The organism is Protaetiibacter sp. SSC-01 (genome assembly GCF_014483895.1).
Classification (GTDB): Bacteria; Actinomycetota; Actinomycetes; order Actinomycetales; family Microbacteriaceae; genus Homoserinibacter.
The window spans coordinates 2,883,333-2,903,996 of record NZ_CP059987.1 but is presented as its reverse complement, the minus strand read 5'-3'; the positions used below and the strand labels follow the sequence as shown (position 1 = coordinate 2,903,996).

General features: G+C 73.7%; 15 protein-coding genes and 1 tRNA gene (1 of these 16 cut by a window edge). 9 read left to right on the top strand and 7 right to left on the bottom strand.

Annotated features, from left to right (window positions below; all coding sequences use genetic code 11):
- The first annotated feature begins 7 nt into the window (after positions 1–7).
- Both H4J02_RS13585 and H4J02_RS13580 read left to right on the top strand, forming a co-directional pair.
- Positions 8–1,042 carry an Ig-like domain-containing protein gene (locus tag H4J02_RS13585; protein WP_187675066.1) on the top strand — a complete coding sequence of 345 codons (1,035 nt, stop codon included), beginning with the start codon at positions 8–10 and terminating at the stop codon, positions 1,040–1,042.
- A gap of 22 nt (positions 1,043–1,064) precedes the next feature.
- The gene (locus tag H4J02_RS13580; protein WP_187675065.1) at positions 1,065–1,937 is read left to right on the top strand and encodes a metal-dependent hydrolase; all 873 of its coding nucleotides are present in this window, start codon (positions 1,065–1,067) and stop codon (positions 1,935–1,937) included.
- Positions 1,938–1,940: 3 nt separating this feature from the next.
- On the opposite strand, the gene H4J02_RS13575 is transcribed toward H4J02_RS13580, so the two are convergent.
- From H4J02_RS13575 to H4J02_RS13560, 4 genes are all read right to left on the bottom strand, one after another.
- Positions 1,941–2,738 (bottom strand): alpha/beta fold hydrolase, encoded by a 798-nt coding sequence (locus H4J02_RS13575; RefSeq protein ID WP_187675064.1) that lies wholly within the window; start codon positions 2,736–2,738, stop codon positions 1,941–1,943.
- 26 nt (positions 2,739–2,764) lie between these two features.
- On the bottom strand, positions 2,765–3,112 hold the full coding sequence (locus H4J02_RS13570) for a hypothetical protein (protein ID WP_262406285.1): 348 nt from the start codon (positions 3,110–3,112) through the stop codon (positions 2,765–2,767).
- A 38-nt stretch (positions 3,113–3,150) separates the two neighbouring features.
- Positions 3,151–3,591 carry an FCD domain-containing protein gene (locus H4J02_RS13565; RefSeq protein ID WP_187675063.1) on the bottom strand — a complete coding sequence of 147 codons (441 nt, stop codon included), beginning with the start codon at positions 3,589–3,591 and terminating at the stop codon, positions 3,151–3,153.
- 218 nt (positions 3,592–3,809) lie between these two features.
- Positions 3,810–3,883, bottom strand: a tRNA-Gly gene (locus H4J02_RS13560).
- Positions 3,884–4,120: 237 nt separating this feature from the next.
- Here H4J02_RS13560 and H4J02_RS13555 point away from each other — a divergent pair.
- Together H4J02_RS13555 and dcd are read left to right on the top strand one after the other, a co-directional pair.
- Entirely contained in the window at positions 4,121–4,984 is an 864-nt protein-coding gene (locus H4J02_RS13555; protein ID WP_187675062.1) for a hypothetical protein, read from the top strand.
- Between the two features lie 85 nt (positions 4,985–5,069).
- Positions 5,070–5,675: a dCTP deaminase gene (gene dcd / locus H4J02_RS13550; RefSeq protein WP_187675061.1), complete on the top strand. Its 606-nt coding sequence runs from the start codon at positions 5,070–5,072 to the stop codon at positions 5,673–5,675.
- A gap of 3 nt (positions 5,676–5,678) precedes the next feature.
- Here dcd and idi read toward each other — a convergent pair whose 3' ends face one another.
- The 3 genes from idi to H4J02_RS13535 are packed head-to-tail and all read right to left on the bottom strand — an operon-like array spanning position 5,679 to position 8,151.
- A complete protein-coding gene (gene idi / locus H4J02_RS13545; protein WP_187675060.1) occupies positions 5,679–6,212 on the bottom strand; it encodes an isopentenyl-diphosphate Delta-isomerase in 534 nt (177 codons plus the stop codon).
- A 47-nt stretch (positions 6,213–6,259) separates the two neighbouring features.
- Positions 6,260–6,673 carry a MarR family winged helix-turn-helix transcriptional regulator gene (locus H4J02_RS13540; RefSeq protein ID WP_187675059.1) on the bottom strand — a complete coding sequence of 138 codons (414 nt, stop codon included), beginning with the start codon at positions 6,671–6,673 and terminating at the stop codon, positions 6,260–6,262.
- A gap of 47 nt (positions 6,674–6,720) precedes the next feature.
- Positions 6,721–8,151: an MFS transporter gene (locus tag H4J02_RS13535; RefSeq protein WP_187675058.1), complete on the bottom strand. Its 1,431-nt coding sequence runs from the start codon at positions 8,149–8,151 to the stop codon at positions 6,721–6,723.
- Positions 8,152–8,339: 188 nt separating this feature from the next.
- Here H4J02_RS13535 and dnaK point away from each other — a divergent pair, with 188 nt between their 5' ends.
- From dnaK to H4J02_RS13510, 5 genes are all read left to right on the top strand, one after another.
- Positions 8,340–10,190, top strand: coding sequence for a molecular chaperone DnaK (dnaK, locus tag H4J02_RS13530; protein ID WP_187675057.1), 1,851 nt, complete (start codon positions 8,340–8,342; stop codon positions 10,188–10,190).
- 5 nt (positions 10,191–10,195) lie between these two features.
- Positions 10,196–10,828: a nucleotide exchange factor GrpE gene (locus H4J02_RS13525; RefSeq protein ID WP_262406136.1), complete on the top strand. Its 633-nt coding sequence runs from the start codon at positions 10,196–10,198 to the stop codon at positions 10,826–10,828.
- Positions 10,829–10,847: 19 nt separating this feature from the next.
- Positions 10,848–11,810, top strand: coding sequence for a DnaJ C-terminal domain-containing protein (locus H4J02_RS13520; RefSeq protein WP_187675056.1), 963 nt, complete (start codon positions 10,848–10,850; stop codon positions 11,808–11,810).
- Positions 11,810–12,226: a heat shock protein transcriptional repressor HspR gene (locus H4J02_RS13515; protein ID WP_187675055.1), complete on the top strand. Its 417-nt coding sequence runs from the start codon at positions 11,810–11,812 to the stop codon at positions 12,224–12,226. The genes H4J02_RS13520 and H4J02_RS13515 overlap by 1 nt, the downstream gene beginning before the upstream one ends.
- Positions 12,227–12,388: 162 nt before the next feature.
- Positions 12,389–20,664 carry the 5' end (the start) of a hypothetical protein gene (locus H4J02_RS13510; protein WP_187675054.1) on the top strand. It continues 22,030 nt past the right edge of the window, so the window shows 8,276 of its 30,306 coding nt (coding positions 1–8,276); its start codon is at positions 12,389–12,391; the stop codon falls past the right edge of the window.

Sequence of the window (20,664 nt, the reverse complement as noted above, 5' to 3'; positions counted from 1 at the left end):
TTGCCTCGTGGCGACCCGAGGCCACATCGAAGGGTTCCCGACGCCTGCCACGCGCCGCCGTGCGCTCAACGGCGGGCTCGTCGCCGCCGCGACCGCAGCCTTCCTGCTCGTCGCCACACCGGCGACCGCCCAGATCGTCGAGGGCACGGACACCACCCCCGCAGTGGTGGACATGGGCCTGACGCCCCGCACGATCGCGATCTCCAGTGACGGGATCGTCACGGACGTCGACATCGTGGTGGACTTCGCCAAGATCGACGACGGCGGGCTCGGCTCGTGCGAGCCTCTCGCATCGGGTGGCGGCGCAGTGTGGAACGAGGAGCTCTCCTTCGCGCTCACCTCGCCCACCGGAACGGTCGTCAGTCTCATCGCCGCCGGTACCTATTTCGACATCGGATACGGGGGGCGCGTGCAGGTCCACCTCGACGACGAGGCGCCGGGCACCCTCTCCGGCCTTCCTGCCACGGGCACGTTCCGTCCCACCCAGCCCCTCTCGGTCTTCGACGGCGAGACGGCGGCGGGCAACTGGATTCTCACCGCGGCCGACAGCACCGGCGGCGACCCGCTGTGCTACTTCGGCGCTCGGCTGCTCGTCGACGCCAATGTGGCGCCCGACGCATCCGACTCCACGGCGACCACCACGGCCGAGGTCGCCGTGCCAATCACGCTGTCCGCCACCGACGCCGACGGCGACGCGCTCACCTTCGCGATCGACTCGGTCGGCGGCATCGGGGGAACCGTCGTCTGCACGCCCACGGGCGGCTCCGACTGCGTCTACACCCCGCCGGCGGGGTCGTCGGGCACCGCGCTCATCGCGTTCTCCGCGTCCGATGGGTGGCAGAACGGATCCGCGGTCGTCACCGTCACCGTCAACGCGGCACCCGCGCCGAGTCCCGCGCCGTCCGTCGCTGCCGCGGCGAACGAGCTGCCGCCGACGGGCGCCGCTCCACTTCTCGCGGTCGCGCTCGCCTGCGCTGCCGCGGGCGTCGGCGCGCTCCTCGTCGAGGGGCGGCGTCGCAAGCGCACAGCGTCGGCCCGCTGACGCCCGCGGCTACGGTGAGAGGGTGACCCTGCCCTCCACCGACACCCGCGTCAGCTATCCCGACGGCGACACCGTCTCGACGGGCACGGTGCTGCACGTCGAGCCGCTCGCCGACGGGCGCTCGGCCGTCGTGCTCGACCGCACCGCCTTCCATCCCGTCGACACGGCGTGGCCCGACCAGCCCGCCGACCGCGGACGGATGCGGTGGGGCGCCGCCGAGGCGCAGATCGTCGGCGGCGTCACGGGCGGCATCCACGACGGCGAGCTGCTGCTCGGCCGCGAGCTGCCCGTGCGGATGGGTACACCCGAGTGGACCTTCGTCGTCGGGCACGTCATCGAGGGGGAGGCGCCCGAGGTCGGCGCCGAGGTCGAGGTGAGCGTCGACGAGGGCTACCGCCACGCGCTCTCGGCGGGCCACACCGGGTGCCACCTCGCCTCGCTCGCGCTCGACGCGGCGCTCGCCGAGGCCTGGACGAAGGCCGTGTCGACGGATGCGCTCGGCGCTCCCGGCTTCGACGCGGCCGCCATCCAGACCTCGCGCATCGAGGAGTTCGGCTCGACCGACGTCTACCGCATCGGCAAGTCGCTGCGGAAGAAGGGCTTCGACGTCACGGCGCTCGACGACCTCGACGCCGTCGCCGCGCGCGCAAACGCGGCGCTCGCCGCGTGGGTCGCCTCGGGCGCGTCCGTCCGCATCGAGCGCGACGGCGACGCGATCTCCGCCCGCCGCACGTGGGTGTGCGCTCTGCCGGACCAGGAGGCGCGCATCCCGTGCGGCGGCACGCACCTCGCGGGCCTCGACGCGGTCGAGGCCATCACGGTCGCGCTCGAGGCGACCGACGTCGAAGGCGGTCGCGAGCTGCGGATGCGCACGACGATCTCCCTGCGCGGCTGAGGCTCACGCCCAGGCGTGGCGCACGATCGCGAGGGTCTCGGCGGGCGCCTCGAGCGGCGTGAGGTGACCGCCGGATGCCACCACGGCATCCGCTCGAGGGCCGAGCGCCGCCGCGGCGCGCGCCTGCTCGGGCGTCCACAGCGGGTCGTCGGCCGTCGTCACATGGAGCACGGGCACGGGGATGCGGGCGAGCAGCGGGCGCAGGTCGGCGCGGCCGAGCGAGATGCCGCGGATCGCGGCGAGCAGGCTGCCCCGCCGCGCGCCGCGCAGGCACTCGTGCACGTAGACGACCGCGTCGGGATCGGTCGACCGGGTCTCATCCGAGAGCAGCGCGGATGTCACCCCGCTCAGCACGGGCCCCCGTGCCCCGATGAGGCGGTAGGCCCGCACGAGGAGTCGCACGCGCGGCAGCTCGTCGTCGCCGAGTGCCTGCACGGGGGCGTTGAAGGAGGTCAGCGTGCGCACGCGGTCGGGGTGCGCCGCGGCGAGCACGATGCCGACGTGCCCGCCCCACGCGCACCCGAGCCAGTCGACGGGGGAGGCGATGCCGAGCGCGTCGAGCACGGCGAGCGCCGCATCCGCGCAGTCGTCGAGCGTGTAGTCGCGGCTCGGCGGGTCGCTCTCGCCGTGACCGGGCCCCGTGATGCGCACGAGGCGCCGGTCGCGCGCGAGCTCGGGCGCGACGCGATCCCACGACCGGTCGTCGACGTAGAGGCTGTGCCACAGCACGGCCGTCGCAGGCCCCTCGCCCTGCACCTGCACGCGCAGGCGGCCGAGCGGGGTCGGGATCATCTCGGGCATGCGCACATCATGGCGCGCGCCCGGGCTCAGCGCGAGAGGCCGAGCACCTCGATCGCGTTGTCGTCGAGCGTGACGGTGCCGGATGCCAGGTGGGCCTCGCGGATGACGCGGCTCTGCTCGCCGGGCACGCGTCCGCCGGCATCCGCGATCTCGCCGAGGAGCGTCTCGACGGCGACGGTCGCGGATGCGGGAGTCGCGTGCTCGACGACGAGCTCGCGCCGCCGCTCGGCCCCCTGGGCGTACTCGCGCGCGATGTTCCGCACGAGGCGCGCGCCGTGCGAGCGGTGCTCGCGCAGCTCGGAGTCGAGGCACATCTCGGCGGCTGCCTGCGCCTCCTCCTCGGGGGCGCCGAGCGCGCGGAAGGCCTCGAGCAGCGTGGCGCGCAGCTAGCCGATCGCGATCTCCACGGCGCTCAGTCGTCCGTCGGCAGGTCGGCGAAGCCCGCGGCGAGCATGACGCGCAGCGACTGGTTGTAGTGCTCGGTCAGAAGCTCGGTGGCCTTGTCGGCGTCGCGGTCGAGCGCGGCCTCGAGGATGAGCGCGTGCTCGTGCGGCACGTCGCGCTTGAGGGCCGCGGGTGTGGGGGCGGCCCAACGCCGGTAGAGCTCGGTCGAGTCGAAGAGCGTGCGCGAGAGGTCGAGGAGGAGCGGCACGCGGCATCCGGCCACGAGCGCCGCGTGGAAGTCGCGGTGCGCGGCCGACCACTCGTCGCGGATGTGCAGGGGGTCGTCGGGCGAGCGGCGCTCGGTGCGCGCGAGCACGTGGTGCTTCGCCATGACGTCCGACTCCCACTCGAGGGTGCCGCGCTCGATCGCGAGCCGCAGGGCGAGCGTGTCGTTGTGGATGCGGACCATCGTGAGGTCTTCGACAAATGCATCGCCTGCTTCTTAGAGTCGCCGCTGTACCCCGGCCCTGTAACCCGCCGGGGGCCGACACGAAGAGGTGTGTATGACGACGACGGAGAAAGCGCCCCTGCGTTCCCGGTTCAGGCTCGTGAACCTTTGCGTGCGCACGCCCGCCGGGGCCGATCGCCGCCGGCAGGGCGGCGGCGGGGGGCGATGCCGAGGGGCGATGGAGGGGCTGACGGGAATCGAACCCGCGCTGTCTGCTTGGGAAGCAGAAGTTCTGCCATTGAACTACAGCCCCGCGGCGCCGGAGCGCACTCGTACAGACTAGCGGCTCGCCGTCATCCGTCCTCATCCCGCGGGGCACCCGCGACACGCCGCGACAGGTCGTTCCAACCGCGAAGTGGGGGTGTCCGCGGGGCCCGACGAAAATGAGTGTCCCCCATAGAGTCGGAGGCGGGGGACATCGCCGTGTTCCCGTGGGGGTGCTCGCACCTCTCTTCCCAGGCACCACCTCTATCTTTCTGGAGCTTCTCCTTTGTCTCGAACCACCCTGCGCAATCGCGTGCTGACGGCGGCACTCGCCTCGGCACTCCTCGCGGGCGCCGGCATCGCCGGCGCCGCCCCCGCCCTGGCCGAGCCGCTCGACGACATCGACACGAGCAACGTCGTCGTGACGATCACCGGCACGCCGAAGGTCGGCAACACCCTCACCGTGACCACCACGGGCTGGCCCGACGACACCGAGCTCGCGTACCAGTGGTCGTTCAACGGGGGCAACTTCGGCGGCCCGATCGACGGCGAGACCGGCACGAGCTACGTCGTGACCTCTGACCTCATCGGCAAGTGGGTCGGCGTGGTCGTCATCGGCAACCTCGACGGCTTCGCCGAGACGTGGGAGAACGCGGGCCTCACGACCGCCGTGTTCGTCGACCAGCAGCCGACCGGCCCGGCGCCCGTGGCCGACTCGAGCCAGCTGGCCGACTACCTCGCGGGCGCCGAGGCGCAGAGCTACGCCGCGCAGGAGGCGGGCCTTCCCACGGGCGACATCGACCCGAGCCAGGCCCGCACCGCGACCGTGCCGTGGTTCTCGGCCGACTCGTTCGTCGACGTCTACGCCTACTCGAAGCCCGTGCTCGTCGGCACCTTCCCGGTCGTCGGCGGCGAGGTGCAGATCCCGCTGAGCTCGAGCCTCCTGAGCGGCCTCGGCGCGGGCAACCACACGCTCGTCGTGACGGGTCAGACGAGCGGCGCCGTCAGCAGCGTCTCGTTCCGCCTCGCGGCCACGCTCGCCGCGACGGGCGTGAGCCCCGCCGCCGGACCGATCGCTCTCGCGGCGCTCGCGTTCGTGCTCGGCGGTGTCCTGCTCGTCACGCGCCGTCGTGTCGAGGTCGCCGCGTAAGCATCATCCGGATGGGGGCACGGCCGATGGGCCGTGCCCCTTTTCGCTGCCCGCGCGCGAGCGGCGTCTCAATAGACTGAGCCGCATGCTGCTGAGCGACCGCGACATCACCGCCGAACTCGACGCCGGACGCATCGGCCTCGCCCCGCTCGACCGGGAGATGATCCAGCCGTCGAGCATCGACGTGCGCCTCGACCGCTACTTCCGGCTGTTCGACAACCACAAGTACCCCTTCATCGACCCGGCCGAGGAGCAGCCCGAGCTGACCCGCCTCATCGAGACGAAGCCGGGCGAGCCGTTCATCCTGCACCCGGGCGAGTTCGTGCTCGGCTCGACGTACGAGCTCGTGACGCTGCCCGACGACGTCGCCGCGCGCCTCGAGGGCAAGAGCTCGCTCGGCCGCCTGGGCCTCCTCACCCACTCGACGGCCGGCTTCGTCGACCCGGGCTTCTCGGGCCACGTCACGCTCGAGCTGAGCAACGTCGCGACGCTGCCGATCAAGCTCTGGCCGGGCATGAAGATCGGCCAGCTGTGCTTCTTCCGCACGAGCTCGCCCGTGCTCAACGCCTACGGCTCGGGCGCGTACGCCAACCGCTACCAGGGTCAGCGCGGCCCGACGGCCTCGCGATCGTGGCAGAGCTTCCACCGCACCGACGTCACGGCGACGGATGCGGGGGCGCGGGGGGAGTAGCGGCTACTTCCCGGCGGGCCAGGCCGCGAGCTGCAGCGAGAACCACGGGCTGAAGGCGAACGGCGCAGCCGACACCGCCATCCGCAGCGAGTTCGGGTCGGCCCACACCCACTCGGCGACCTCGTCCTTCGAGGGCTTCGGGTCGACGTCGACGACGGCGCGGAACACGGGGCAGATCTCGTTCTCGACGATGCCGTTCGCGTCGGCGGCGCGGTAGCGGAAGTGCGGCAGCACGAGCTCGATGTCGCGCACCGTCACGCCGAGCTCCGCGTCGGCGCGGCGCACGACGGCGTCGAGGGCCTTCTCGCCGGGGGCCGGGTGGCCGCAGAACGCGTTCGTCCAGACGCCCGCGAAGGTGTCTTTCGTGAGCGCGCGACGCGTCACGAGCATCCGTCCGGCGGAGTTGAACACGTGGCACGAGAACGCGAAGTGCAGCGGGGTGTCGGTCGTGTGCACGGTCGCCTTCGGCGCCGTGCCGACCGGCTTCCCGTCGTCGTCGAGGAGGAGGACGAGCTCGGTGGCGTCAGCGGGCGACATGGGCACAGACTAGCGGGCGCTACCCGGGCGACGGCCGAGCGCGGGGCTCAGGGCTCCCAGCCGAGGTTGCGCGCCATCCGCTCGAGGAGGGCGATCATCGTCTGCTCCTCCTCGGGCGAGACCCCCTCGAGCACGCGCGTGCGCAGCTCGGCGACCGCGTCGAGGATGTGGCCGTGCGCGGCGCGACCCCGCTCGGTGACCCGGTAGGCGTCCGCGGCCTCGACCCACCCCGACTCGACGAGCTCGCCGAGCTGCTCGGCGGCGGTCGCGTCGTCGTCGTAGGCGGGCATGTCCGCGAGGGCGGTGTCGAGCTGGTCGGCCGTCGCCGGCCCGTCTCCCAGCACGGTGAGGATGCGCCACTGCATCCGGGTGATGCCGTGCTCGTCGAGCGCCCCGGCGAAACCGCGTTCCACGAGGCGGTCGACGAGCGCAAGCCAGTAGGCGAGTGTCCGCGTCGACATGCCCCCACGGTAGCGTCATCCGGCTCCCGCGTCGTGAAAAACGCAGCTCAGCTCAGGCGCACGTGCTTCGGCAGGCGCACGAGCAGCATGAGCACGAGGCCCGCCGCGATCGTGAGAACGATGCCGAGGATGCCGAAGACGGTCGAGCTGAAGACGACGATGAACAGGGTCCACAGCGACGAGGAGATGGGGCTCGCGATGCGGCCCGTCGTCGCATAGAGGCCGAACACCTGGCCCTCCTGGCCGGCGGGCGTGACACGCGCGAGCAGCGAGCGGCTCGACGCCTGCGCGGGGCCGACGAAGATGCACAGCGCGAGGCCGAAGATCCAGAACGCGATCTTGCCCATGTCGTGCAGCAGGAACACCATGCTGCCCGAGATGACGAGCCCGATGAGCGCGGTGACGATGACGGCGCGCGCGCCGAACCGGTCGTCGAAGCGGCCCGCGATGATCGTCGAGACGCCCGCGACGAGGTTCGCGGCGATGCCGAACGCGACGACCTCGAGGAACCCGAAGCCGAACGACACGGATGCGATGACGGCCCCGAAGGTGAAGACGGCACCGAGGCCGTCGCGGTAGACGGCGCTCGCGAGCAGGAACCAGAAGGTCGGGCGCGACTCGCGGAACAGGCGCGCGATGTCGCGGAACAGCACGACGTAGCTCGCGAAGAAGTTGACGCGCTTCTGGGGCTCGGTGTGCTCGAGCTCGGGCACGTTGAGCACGAAGGGGATGACGAAGACGGTCGTCCAGATCGCGCAGCCGAGCGCGACGATCCGGAACGGCAGGCCGTTCTCCTGCGGCAGCCCGAACCAGTCCATCGAGTAGGCGACGACGACGATGACGAGCGCGAGGATGCCGCCGATGTAGCCGAGGCCCCATCCGAGTCCGCTCACGCGGCCGACGGTCTTGGGCGTCGCGACCTGCACGAGCATCGCGTTGTAGTTGACGCCCGCGAGCTCGCTGAAGACGGTGCCGATGGCGATGAGCGAGACGCCGAGCACGAAGAACTGGGGCGCGCCCTGCACGAAGAAGAGGGAGCCGGTCGTGACGATGAGCACGCCCGTGTAGACGAGCAGCCAGAACTTGCGGCGGCCGCTCGCATCCGCCCGCTGCGCGAGCACGGGCGCGATGAGGGCGATGATGAGGCCCGAGATCGTGGTCGCGAGGCCGAGGCCGGATGCGAGCTCGGCGAGCCCGGCCTCCTTCGCCGCGGAGTCGTCGGGCAGCGCCGCGAGCTCGGGGGAGAGGAAGACGTCGGTCGTGAGGTAGAGCGCCGTGAAGACGAAGGTCAGGATGACCGAGTTGAACGGCTGCGTCGCCCAGTCCCACAGCGCCCACGAGACGACCTGCTTGCGGGGGATCGTGCGCCCCTCCTGCAGCTCGAGACCGACGACGGCGACCGCGCCCGTGTCGGCGGCGACGGGAGGCGTGGGAACGGAGGGCGTGGCCGCGGCGTCGCCGCCGCTCGGGTGGGTCATGGAGGAAACGCTACTGCGCGCGCGTGACGAGCGGATGACGCGACGCGGAGCAACGCGTGTACCGCGGCCGCGCCGGCCTTGAGCCGCGTCGACTCAAGCTTCTTGACATCCCCCCGGACGGGGTGCAAACTTGATACGGCGCGGCTCAAGTCCGCGCATCCCACCAGTCTTCAAGGAGCAACAAGAACATGGCACGAGCAGTCGGAATCGACCTCGGAACCACCAACTCCGTGGTCGCGGTCCTCGAGGGCGGCGAGCCCACGGTCATCGCCAACGCCGAGGGATTCCGCACGACGCCCTCGATCGTCGCCTTCACGAAGGACGGGGAGGTGCTCGTCGGCGAGACCGCGAAGCGCCAGGCCGTCACGAACGTCGACCGCACCATCGCATCCGTCAAGCGCCACATGGGCACCGACTGGAAGAAGGAGATCGACGGCAAGAAGTACACGCCGCAGGAGCTCTCCGCCCGCATCCTCCAGAAGCTCAAGCGCGATGCCGAGCAGTACCTCGGCGAGGACGTGACCGACGCGGTCATCACCGTCCCCGCGTACTTCAACGACGCCGAGCGCCAGGCCACGAAGGAGGCCGGCGAGATCGCGGGCCTCAACGTGCTGCGCATCATCAACGAGCCCACCGCGGCGGCGCTCGCGTACGGCCTCGACAAGGGCAAGGAAGACGAGCTCATCCTCGTCTTCGACCTCGGCGGCGGCACCTTCGACGTCTCCCTCCTCGAGGTGGGTAAGGACGACGACTTCTCCACCATCCAGGTGCGCGCGACCTCCGGCGACAACCGCCTCGGCGGCGACGACTGGGACCAGCGCATCGTCGAGTGGCTCATCAAGAAGTTCAAGGAGACGACGGGCGTCGACGTCTCGAACGACAAGATCGCGCTCCAGCGCCTCAAGGAGGCCGCCGAGCAGGCCAAGAAGGAGCTCTCCTCGAGCCTGTCGGCGAGCATCCAGCTGCCCTACCTCTCGCTCACCGAGAACGGCCCCGCGAACCTCGACGAGACGCTCAGCCGCGCCCAGTTCGAGCAGATGACCTCCGACCTGCTCGACCGCACGAAGAAGCCCTTCGACGACGTGATCAAGGAGGCCGGCATCAAGGTCTCCGACATCGCGCACGTCGTGCTCGTCGGCGGCTCGACCCGCATGCCCGCCGTCACCGAGCTCGTCAAGAAGCTCACGGGCGGCCAGGAGCCCAACAAGGGCGTCAACCCGGATGAGGTGGTCGCCGTCGGCGCCGCCCTCCAGGCCGGCGTGCTGAAGGGCGAGCGCAAGGACGTTCTGCTCATCGACGTGACCCCCCTGAGCCTCGGCATCGAGACCAAGGGCGGCATCATGACGAAGCTCATCGAGCGCAACACCGCGATCCCGACGAAGCGCAGCGAGACCTTCACGACCGCCGACGACAACCAGCCGTCGGTCGCCATCCAGGTATTCCAGGGCGAGCGCGAGTTCACGCGCGACAACAAGGCGCTCGGCACCTTCGAGCTCACGGGCATCGCCCCCGCCCCGCGCGGCGTGCCGCAGATCGAGGTCACCTTCGACATCGACGCGAACGGCATCGTGCACGTCTCGGCGAAGGACAAGGGCACCGGCAAGGAGCAGTCGATGACGATCACGGGCGGCTCGTCGCTGCCCAAGGACGACATCGAGCGCATGGTGCGCGAGGCCGAGGAGCACGCCGCGGAAGACAAGGCGCGTCGCGAGGCGGCCGAGGTGCGCAACAACGCCGAGCAGCTCGTCTACTCGCTCGAGAAGCTCATCTCCGAGAACGAGGACAAGATCGCCGAGCCCGTCAAGGACGAGGTGAAGGGCGACATCGAGGCCCTCAAGACCGCGCTCCAGGGCGAGGACGAGGCCGCCATCAAGTCGGCCTTCGACAAGCTCAACGAGTCGCAGACGAAGCTCGGCGAGGCGATCTACCAGGCCAGCTCCGAGGCGGCGGAGGGCCCGAGCCCGACGAGCGGCTCGACCTCCTCCGACGAGGATGTGGTCGACGCCGAGATCGTCGACGACGAGGACGAGAAGAAGTAAGACGCATGGCTGACAAGGACCGCGACGACACCGGCCGCGACAAGGCGGGCCGCGACGACACCGGCCGCGAAGAGGAGCCGAAGGTCCAGGACAAGCGGAAGATCGACCCGGAGACCGGCGAGCCGCGGGTGGAGACCCCCGCGGCCGACCGGGCACCGGAGGACGGCGACGGCCTGAGCGACGAGGACCTCGCGCTCCTGGCCGACGCGGAGAAGGACCTCGTGGCCGAGTACCGCGAGATCGCCGCCCGCGCGCAGGCCGACCTCAAGAACTTCCGCACCCGCGTCGAGCGCGACCGCGCGGCGAACCGCGAGGCCGTCATCGCCGAGGTGATCCGCTCGCTCCTCCCCGTCATCGACGACCTCGACCGCGCGGATGCGCACGGCGACCTCGTCGAGGGCGCGCCCCTCACGCTCGTCTCGCAGAAGCTGCGGGCCGGGTTCGAGAAGTACGGGCTGCGCCGCGTCGGCGAGGTCGGCGAGACCTTCGACCCCAACATCCACGAGGCGGTCGTGCACCTGCCCGACCCGGATGCCGAGGGCGAGACGGTCAAGGACGTGATCGAGGTGGGCTACGCGCTCGGCGACCGGCTCATCCGGGCCGCCAAGGTCGCCGTGAGCGCGCCGCCCGCCAGCTAGAGAACCCGAGAGGAGTCCGATGGCCAGCCAGGACTGGTTCGACAAGGACTTCTACGCCACGCTCGGCGTTTCGAAGGACGTCTCCGACGCCGAGCTCAAGAAGGTCTACCGCAAGCTCGCGCGGCAGTATCACCCGGACTCGAATCCGGGTGATACCGCCGCCGAGGCGCGGTTCAAGGAGATCAGCGAGGCGTACGCTGTGCTCTCCGATCCGCAGGAGCGTGCGGAGTACGACCAGATCCGCGCGATGGGCGGCGGTGCGCGCTTCACGTCGGGCGGTCAGGGGTTCGAGGATGTCTTCGGCGGCATGTTCGGGGGCGGTGGACGCCCGACGTATTCCGCCGGAGGATTCGAGGATCTCCTCGGCGGGATGTTCGGGTCGGGCCGCTTCGGCAACTCGACGGGCGGCTACCGCGGCTTCGGCGGACCGACTCCCGGCGCCGACATCACGGCGACGACGACACTCGACTTCCTGACCGCGATCCAGGGCGACACGGTCACCCTGCAGCTGCCCGGCGGCAAGGCCACGAAGGTCAAGATCCCCGCGGGCGTGCGCGACGGCCAGAGGATCAAGCTGCGCGGCAAGGGGCAGCCGAGCCCCGACGGCGGTGAGCCGGGCGACCTCGTGCTGACCGTCGCGGTGCGGCCGCATCCGGTGTTCGAGCGCGACGGCGCGAACCTGCGCGTCGATGTGCCCGTGACCTTCACGGAGGCCGCCCTCGGCGCGACGATCGAGGTGCCGACGCTCGACGGCGACCCCGTGCGGCTGCGCGTCGCGCCCGGCACGCCGAGCGGCCGCGTGCTGCGCGTGAAGGGTCGCGGGGTGACCGCCGGGGGCTCGACGGGCGACCTGCTCGCGACCGTGCACGTCGTCGTGCCGAGCCACCTCTCGGGCGACGCGAAGAAGAAGCTCGAGGCGTTCGCGGCGGCGCTCCCCGACGAGAACCCGCGCGAGGAGCTGCTCGAGAAGGCCCGCGGCTGATGGACGAGTCGACGCCCCTCTTCGCGATCGCGGTCGCGGCGGAGCTCGCGGGCATGCACCCGCAGACGCTGCGCCAGTACGACCGGATGGGGCTCGTGATCCCGCAGCGCACGGCCGGCAAGTCGCGGCGCTACTCGATGCGCGACGTCGTGCAGCTGCGCGAGATCGCGAGGCTCTCCGCGGAGGGGCTCAACCTCGAGGGAATACGTCGCATCCTCGAGCTCGAGAACCAGGTGACCGCGCTCACGACGCGCGTGCGCGAGCTCGAGGCGGCGCTCGCCGACGAGCTGCTCATGCGCACGGGTCGCCGTGTCTTCGCGGCGGGCACCGAGGGCGAGGTCGTGTCGCTCCGGGCGGGCGAGCGGCTCAAGCGGAACCAGGTCGTGCTCTGGCGACCGCTCGGCCCCGGCCGCTGACGCGCGGGGAGCTCGCCGCGGCACCCGGGAGGGGCCCCGGGGCGGGCTCCGGAAATCGGGACTAGTGCTGAGAGTCCGTCAGGGTTAGCATGAGCCGCAATCGCGTGCGCGTGTGCCTCCCGATCCCCCGCTTGGTGCCCCCGATCCGCGCGCGAAACCACCATGAGCGCTGCGGCCATGCACCACCATGCGTCCCCCCGACGCGCCTTCGGTGCGCTCGCCGCGGCCCTTGCCGCCATCCTCGCGATCGCGACGCTCACAGGTGCTCCCGCTCCGGCCGCGGCCGCCGAGCCTGTCGAGCCCGCGCCCGTCGCGGCGCCCCTCGGGCCGTTCCCGTCGCGCGTCCCCGTGCTCCTCGCGCCGGCCGCTCCGCAGCAGCCCGCCGCCGAGGCGCCGCCCGTCGTCGAGCCGGAGCCGCAGGCGCCCACGCGCCGCGTCGTCATCGTCACGGTGCCGGCCGAGCCCGACCTCAACCCGGGCGGCACGTCGAACTGCGTGCTCAAGGTCACGGGCGGCGACGGCACGGGCGACGGCACGGGCACCTCGTCGTCGAGCTCGACGAGCCGCACGCTCGTGTGCGGCCCCGGCACGGTCGGGCCGACGACCGTCGGGTCGACGACGGGCAACGGGAACACGAACGGCAACAACCCGACCCCGACCCCGACCCCGACCCCGACCCCGACCCCGACCCCGACCCCGACCCCGACGCCCACGCCCACGCCGACCCCTGAGCCGACTCCCGACCCCACGCCCGACCCGACCCCCGAGCCCGGCTCGGGCGACGGCACCGAGACGGGTGACGAGGGCGCGGACTACTCGCTGCTCTCGTTCGGCCGCGTCGTCGCGTTCGGCGAGGAGCCCGAGCCGGTCGTCGAGTCGCTGCCCGTTGAGGAGCCGGCCGCCGAGGAGCCCGCCGCAGTCCAGGAGCCCTCCGCGGAGGAGCCGCCCGCCGGCCCCGAGGCCGCCCCGCTCGGCTTCAGCACCTTCGCCGCCGACGACGAGGAGCCCGCGGCTCCCGCGCCCGTCACGGCGAGCGGCACGACGGTGAGCGTCGCGATCGACGGCGCCGAACTCGTGACGGTCGTCGACGGCACCGAGACCCGCACCCCGCTCGCCCAGGTCGCGAGCCTCACGCTCTCCGGCTCCGCCATCACGATCGGCGCGGGCGTGCTCGCGGCGCTCGCGGGCGCCGGCATCCCGGTCACGATCACGGGCTCGGGCGCCGCGTCGCTCACCGTCACGGGCGACGGCGCCGCGTGGCTGCTCACGGCATCCGGCTCCGGCACGGTGACCATCGGCGGACACAGCGTCTCGTACACGGGCGTCACGAGCGTGGCGGTCGTCGGGGCGGATGCGACGCTCACTCGGCAGGGCTCGGCCGGCGCCGTCACGTGGACCGTCGACGGGACGGGCGGCGGCGACGTCGCCGGCATCGACTTCGCGGGCTTCACCCACCTCGTGGGTGCGGCGTCCGACGACGACACCTTCGTGGTGGATGTCGCGGCCGGCGGGTCGATCGCGACGGTCGACGGCGGCACGGGCGGGAACGACGCGCTCGAGCTGCGCGCTGCGGGCGGACGCATCGTGTCGGTTCCGAGCGGCTCCGACGAGGGCACCCTCGCCGCCGACGGCCTGACCGTCGCCTACGACAACCTCGAGCCCATCACCGTCTCGGGCACGCCCGCGCAGGTCGCCGTCACGACGACGACCGACGACGACGTGCTCGAGGTGAGCCAGGACGCGACGACGCTCGAGATCACGGTGCGCAGCACGACCGGCTCGATGGAGACGGTCACGCTCGTCGTGCCGACCGAGCTGCTCGAGATCCTCGCCACCGCGAAGAACGTCACGATCGTCATCGTCGGCGACCTGAGCCTCGCGGGCGTCACGCTCCGCGTCGTCGCGGCGCACATCACGGTCGGGGCATCCGTCATCGACACGACGGGCGCTGGCGCCGCGGGCGACATCGAGCTCGCGGCGGGCACGGCCGACGACGCCGAGGCGAGCGTCGAGCTCACGGGCTCGACCCTCCGCGGCGGCAACGTCACGGTGAGCGCGACGGCGACCGCGGCCCCCGCGACCGACGAGCTCGTCACGACGACCGCCCAGGCGGGCGTCGTGCTCACCGACGCCACGATCGAGGCGGAGGGCGACGCGACGATCGCCGCCGCCGTTGCCGCGACCGTCACCGCGACCGACGCCCCCGCCTCCGGCGGCACCGACGACACGGATGCCGCGCTCGCCTCCGCCACGGTCACGACCTCGGCGACGGCGCTCCTCACCGGCACGACCGCGGTCACCGCGACGGGCGCCCTCACGGTGCGCGCACACAACACGACGAACGTCACCGTCACCGCGGACGCCTCGGCGGCCGACGCGGGCGGCGCGATCGCGACCGCCGACATCACGGCGTCGTCGTCGGCGCGCATCACGTCGTCGGGCGCGATCGAGGCGACATCGCTCACGGTCGACGCCGACACGACGGTCGAGGCGCAGGTCACGGCGACGGCGAGCGCGGGGGGCGCGACGCAGAACGACGCCGACCCGAACGCGACGACGGGCGGCGCGGCCGAGACACCCGGCGGCGGGGTCATCACCGTCGCGGGCGCCATCGCGAACCTCGCGCTCGAGCAGCGGGCCACCGCCGTCGTCGAGCCGGGTGCCGACGCCGAGTTCACGACGCCGGCCGGCGTCACCGTGACGGCCGCCTCGCGCGGCGACTCGACGGCCTCGGCCGACGGCGCTCCGGTCGTCGCCGGCTCGAACGGCGTCGGCGTCGCGATCGCCGTCAACCGCAGCGACGTCGCGACCGAGGCGCGCGTGACCGGCGGGCGCTTCACGGCATCCGGGCTCACTGTCGGCGCGACGACCGCGCCGACCGTCTCGGGCGAGGCCAACGACTACGCCGCCACCGCCGTCTCCGGCGCCTCGAGCGGCTCGGGTGCCGCGACCGCCGCGGTCGCCGTCGCCGGTGCCGTCGCACTCTCCCTCGCGACGCTCTCCACCGTCGCGGCGATCGCGGGCGCGGTCGAGCTGCTCGCGCCCGCCGCGGTCGCGATCGGCGCCGCGGCCACCACGAAGGTGCGCGCGGCGGCATCGCCCAAGGCGCCCGTCGCCGGGGAGACCGCCGGCATCGGCGCGAGCGTCGCCCTCAGCGACGTCGACGGCCGCACGACCGCGGAGCTCGCCGACGGCGCGAGCCTCACCGGCGCTGACGACCTCGCGATCACCGCGACAGCGACCATGACATCCGAGACGACCGCCGCGGGCGGAGCTTCGGGCTCGGGCGTGAGCGTCGCGGGGGCGACCGCGATCGGCGTCTCGACCCTCGTGACCCTCGCCCGCATCGGAACGGGCGCCCCGCTCACCGCGACGGGTGACGTGCGCGTCGTCGCCGAGCAGCGCGCCCCCGTCACGACGACCGCGAAGGGCGCCGCCGAGTCGGGGGATGCCGCGGTCGGCCTCGCCCTCGCGCTCGCCTTCGTCGACCACACGGTGCGCGCCACGGTGCAGCGCGACGTGACCGCGCTCGGCTCGATCCTCATCCGCGTGCTGGGTGCGAGCGCCGCGACGACGACCGCCGAGGCCTCCGCGGGCGGAGCCCCCGGCGACAGCGGCGCCCCCGGCCAGCCGACCGCCGAGTCGTCGCTCGAGGACGCGCGCGACTACGCCGGCGACAAGGGCTCGGGTGGCGGCTCGCTTCCGACCACGCCGACGCCGAGCACGCCCGCGGGCACCGTCTCGGTCGCCGCCGCGATCGCCGTGACCCTCCTCACCTCGGTCGCCGACGCGAGCGTCGACGGCGTGCACCTCGCAGCGCCGACCGTCACGCTCGAGGCCCGTCACCACGACCTCGCCGAGGCGACGGCCACCGGCCGACCCGCGGACCGCGGGCCCCCGGCCGCCACCATCGGAGCCGGTATCGCGATCACCGACGCGCACGTCGAGATCACCGCGAGCACCGGAGCAGGCACGACCATCGACGCCGACGCGCTCACCCTCGTCGCGGGCGTCGACACCACCACCGCCACGGGGGACCCCGCCACCGCACACCGCTTCGCCGCGACGTCCGTCGCAGGCGCCGGCTCGGGCGGCACTCTCGGCCTCGCCGGAAGCCTCGCGCTCGCGATCGTCCACCTCGCCGCGACCGCCTCCGCGGGCGGCTCGATCGACCTCGATCTCGACGGCGACGGCGCCGCCGGGTCGCTCACCATCACCGCCGACTCCGCCGCGGAGACCGCCGCCGACGCGACCGCCGCGAAGGGCTCGGGCGGCTCGACCGTCGGCGTCGGCGCCTCGGTCGCCGTCGCGAGCGTCGACCACCGCGCGACCGCCGAGCTCGCGGCATCCGCGGTGCTCGCCGCCACGGCGGCCGCGGGCGGCACGATCATCATCACGGCCGAGGCGACGGATGCGTCCACCTCGCGCGCCGAAGGATCGGCCGCGGGCAGCGGGGTCGCCGCCGCGGGCTACGCCGCCACGACCGTCTCGACCGTCGTCACGACCGCGCGCGTCGCCCCCGGCGCCGCCCTCGCGACGGGCGCCGCGGTCACCGTCTCCGCGACGCAGGGCGCGGTCGCCACCGCGACTGCGGACGGCGAGGTCAGCGGCGCCACCGCGGCGGTCGGCGCGGGCCTCGCGCTCGTGCTCGCCGAGCTCGCGGTCGTCGCGACCGTCGAGCGCTCCGTGACCGCGGCATCCGTCTCGCTCACCGCGACCGGCACGGCGAACCTCATCGCCTCGTCCACCGCCTCCACCGCGGGCGCGGAGCAGACCGGGGGAGCCGCCGGCGGATCGGGCGACGGCGTCGACCAGCAGCTCTCTCAGCAGGCGGGCCACGCGAGCTCGCTCGGCGGCGGCAGCACCCCGACCCTGCCGTCGGCCTCGACCTCGAGCGGCGGCGTCGATGTCGCCGCCGCGGTCGCGCTCACCCTCGGCACCGTGACCGTCACGGCGGGCCCGAGCGGCGCGGGCAGCATCGACGTCACGGGCGCCGTCGCGATCTCGGCGACGAGCACGACAACGGCGTCGAGCAGCGCCGACGGTTCCGCGGCCGCGGGCGGCGCCGCATCGGTCGGAGCGGCGGTGGCCCTCACCGACCTCGACATCGACACGACAGCGACGGCGGGCGGCGGCAGCGCCGGGTCGGTGAACGTCGCCTCGCAGGCGACCGCGACCCTCGACGCGAGTTCCACGGCGGGCGCGGGCGGCGGCTCCATCTCGGTCGCCGGATCGGTCGCCCTCCTCTTCGCCGACGTCGAGACGCTCGCCGAGCTCGCGGGCGACCTCGTGCTCGCGGGCGGCACGGGCGACGTGACCGTCGCGGCGACCGGCTCGACCACCGCGACCGTGAGTGCGGGGTCGTCCGACGGCGCGGCCGGCACGAGCGTCGGCATCGGCGGCTCGGTCGGCATCGCTCTCGTCGACGACACGACCCTCGCGCGCCTCGCCGACGGCGCGACCATCACGGGGCTGAACGACCTCACCCTCACGGCATCCGGCGCGGGCGTCGTGACCGTCGACGCGAAGATGGGCTCGACGGGCGGCGGCGTCGCCGTGACCCCGTCGGTCGCGACCGCGCGCATCACCCAGACCACCACCGCCCGTCTCGGCACGGGCACGGTGCTCACCGCGGCGGGCTCGGTCGCGGTCACGGCGACCCAGGATGCGACGGTCGCCGCGACGGCGGGCGCCACGGCATCCGCCGGCACCGCGGGCGTCGGACTCGCGCTCGGCCTCGTGCTCGCCGAGCTGCAGGTCACCGCCGTGCTGGCGAGGAACATCGCCGCGACGGGCGACGTGACCCTCGCGGCCACGGGCCTCGCCGACCTCGACGCGTCCGGCACCGCCTCCACGGCGGGCGCTCCCGGAGAGAGCTCGAGCGGAAGCTCGGGCGAGGGCGCGGCCGGCGACGGCGTCGACCAGGCCATCGCGAAGGAGCGCGGTCACGCCGACGGGCTCGCCGGCTCCACCGGCTCGGCCGCGACCCCGAGCGCGGCGACCTCGAAGGGCGGCGTGAGCGTCGCCGCGGCCGTGGGCGTCGTCGTCGCGACGGTCGGCGCCGAAGCGCTCATCGCATCCGGCGTCACCTCGATCGCGGGCGACGAGGTCACGATCTCCTCCGCATTGCAGACGGATGCCGCCTCGGTCGCCGACGGCACGGCCACGGCCCCCGCGGCGCTCGGCATCGGCGCGGCCGTCGCTCTCACGAAGGTCGAGACGAGCAACCGGGCGGTGCTGCCCGTGGGCGTGACCGTCACGGCGAGCTCGCTCACGATCGCCGCGACCGTCGCCGCCGACGGCACCGACACGAGCTCCGAGATCGGCGCCACGGCATCCGCGGGTGCGGGCGGCGGCACCGTCTCGATCGCGGGCTCGGTCGCCATCGCGCTCGTCGACACCGTCACGACCGCGCGGCTCGACGGTGCGGTCCAGCTCACGGGCGCTCTCGCCGTCACCGCCGGATCCGCCGTCACGACGACCGTGAAGGCGCTCCCCGCGGCCGACGGCGTCACGGGCGAGAGCGTCGGCGTCGGCGCCTCCGCCGCGATCGCCGTCGTCACCGACACCGTCTCGGCGGGCGTCGCGAACGGCGCGACCGGACAGGCGGGCGCCGCCACGATCTCCGCGACCTCGACCTCGACGGCCACGACCGAGGCGCGCATCGGCGCGAGCGGCGGCTCGGTCTCGATCGCCCCCGCCGTCGCCACGACCTTCCACACCGCCACGACGACCGCGAGCGTCGGCACGGGCGCGGTGCTGGAGCTCGCGAGCCTCGACCTCACCGCCGCCCAGACCGCGACGGCCACCGCGGCCGCGACTGCGGGGGCCGAGTCCGCAAATGCGGGCGTCGGCGTCGCGCTGGGCCTCGCGATCGGCACCCACACCGTCACGGCATCCGTCGCCCGCGCGATCCGCGCGACGGGCGCCGTCGCGATCGCCGCGACGGGCAGCTCGCACGTCACCGGCAGCGGCACGGCCTCCTCGGGCGGCGCGGGCGACAGCTCGGGCGGCTCGACGGTCGACAGCCAGATCGCGGGCGAGAAGGACCACGCGACGGGTCTCGCCGGCCCGGGAGCCAGTGCTCCGGATGCGCCGAGCGCCTCGACCTCGCAGGGTGCGGTCGGCGCTGCGGCGGCCGTCGGCGTCGCGCTCTCGACCGCGACCGTCACGGCCGTCGTGCTCGCGGGCGGGCGCATCGAGGCGGCGACCCTGACCCTCACGGCGTCGGGCGAGGCCGACGCCGAGAGCGCCGGCACGGGCTCGGCCGCGGGCGGCGCGAGCGTCGCCATCGGTGCGGGCGTCGCCGTGACCCTCGCCACGACGCGCGTCACCGCCGAGCTCGCGGGCAGCGCTCAGGCCGGCTCCATCACGATCCAGGCGACGAGCCCCGCCGGCTCCGACCTCTCCGCGAAGGCCACCGCGGGCGCCGCGGGCGGCGTCTCCATCGCGGGCGCCGTCGCGATCGCCGTCATCGACCGCGAGACCGTCGCGCGCCTCACGGGCTCGGCCGCCACGACGGGCGGCGAGCTGCGGATCGCAGCCTCCTCGCTCGCGGCCGTCGAGGCCACCGCGGTGCCCGCCGAGAGCGGCGCGATGGGCACGGGCGCCGTCGGCGTCGGCGCCTCCTTCGCGCTCGTCATCCTCGACGAGACGACGCGCGCCGAGCTCGCCGACTCCGCGACCGCGACGCTCACGGGCGCGCTGACCCTCGACGCGGCCGCCACGACCACCGCGACGACGACCGCGACGATGGGCGCCGCCGGTTCCGTCGGCCTCGCACCTGCCGCCGCCGTCACCCTCTCGACCGTCGAGGCCCGCGCCCGCATCGGCACGGGCGCGGTGCTCTCCATCCCGGGTGCCGTCACGGTCGCGGCCGCGACCACCGCATCCGCCTCCGCCACCGCGAACGCCGCCGCGACGGGCAGCAGCGCCGCCGTCGGCCTCGCCCTCGGCCTCGCGAGCGGCACGCACGCCGCGCGCACCGAGCTCGCCCGTTCCCTCTCGGGCGCCGACGACGTCGCCTTCCGCTCCACAACCGCCTCGAACGTCACGGGGTCGGGAACCGCGTCCGCGGGCGGCTCCGAGGAGGCCCCCGACTCGGGCACCCCCGAGGGTGGCAAGACGGGCGTCGACAAGCAGATCGCCGCCGAGCGCACGCACGCCGACGGCGTCGCGAGCGCGCAGGGCGTCGCGGGCTCCGGCGCCTCCGAGACCCCGAGCGCCTCGACCTCCGACGGGCCCATCTCGGCCGCCGCGGCCGTCGGCGTCGCGCTCTCGAACGTCGTCGCCGAGGCCCTCTTCACGGGCGCCGTCTCGATCGTCACGACCGGCACGGTGCTGCTCGCGACGGCCGTCAACGGCGACGCCACCGCGACCGGCGACGGCAGCTCGACGGGCGGTTCCGCCTCCATCGGCGCGGGCGTCGCGCTCGTGCT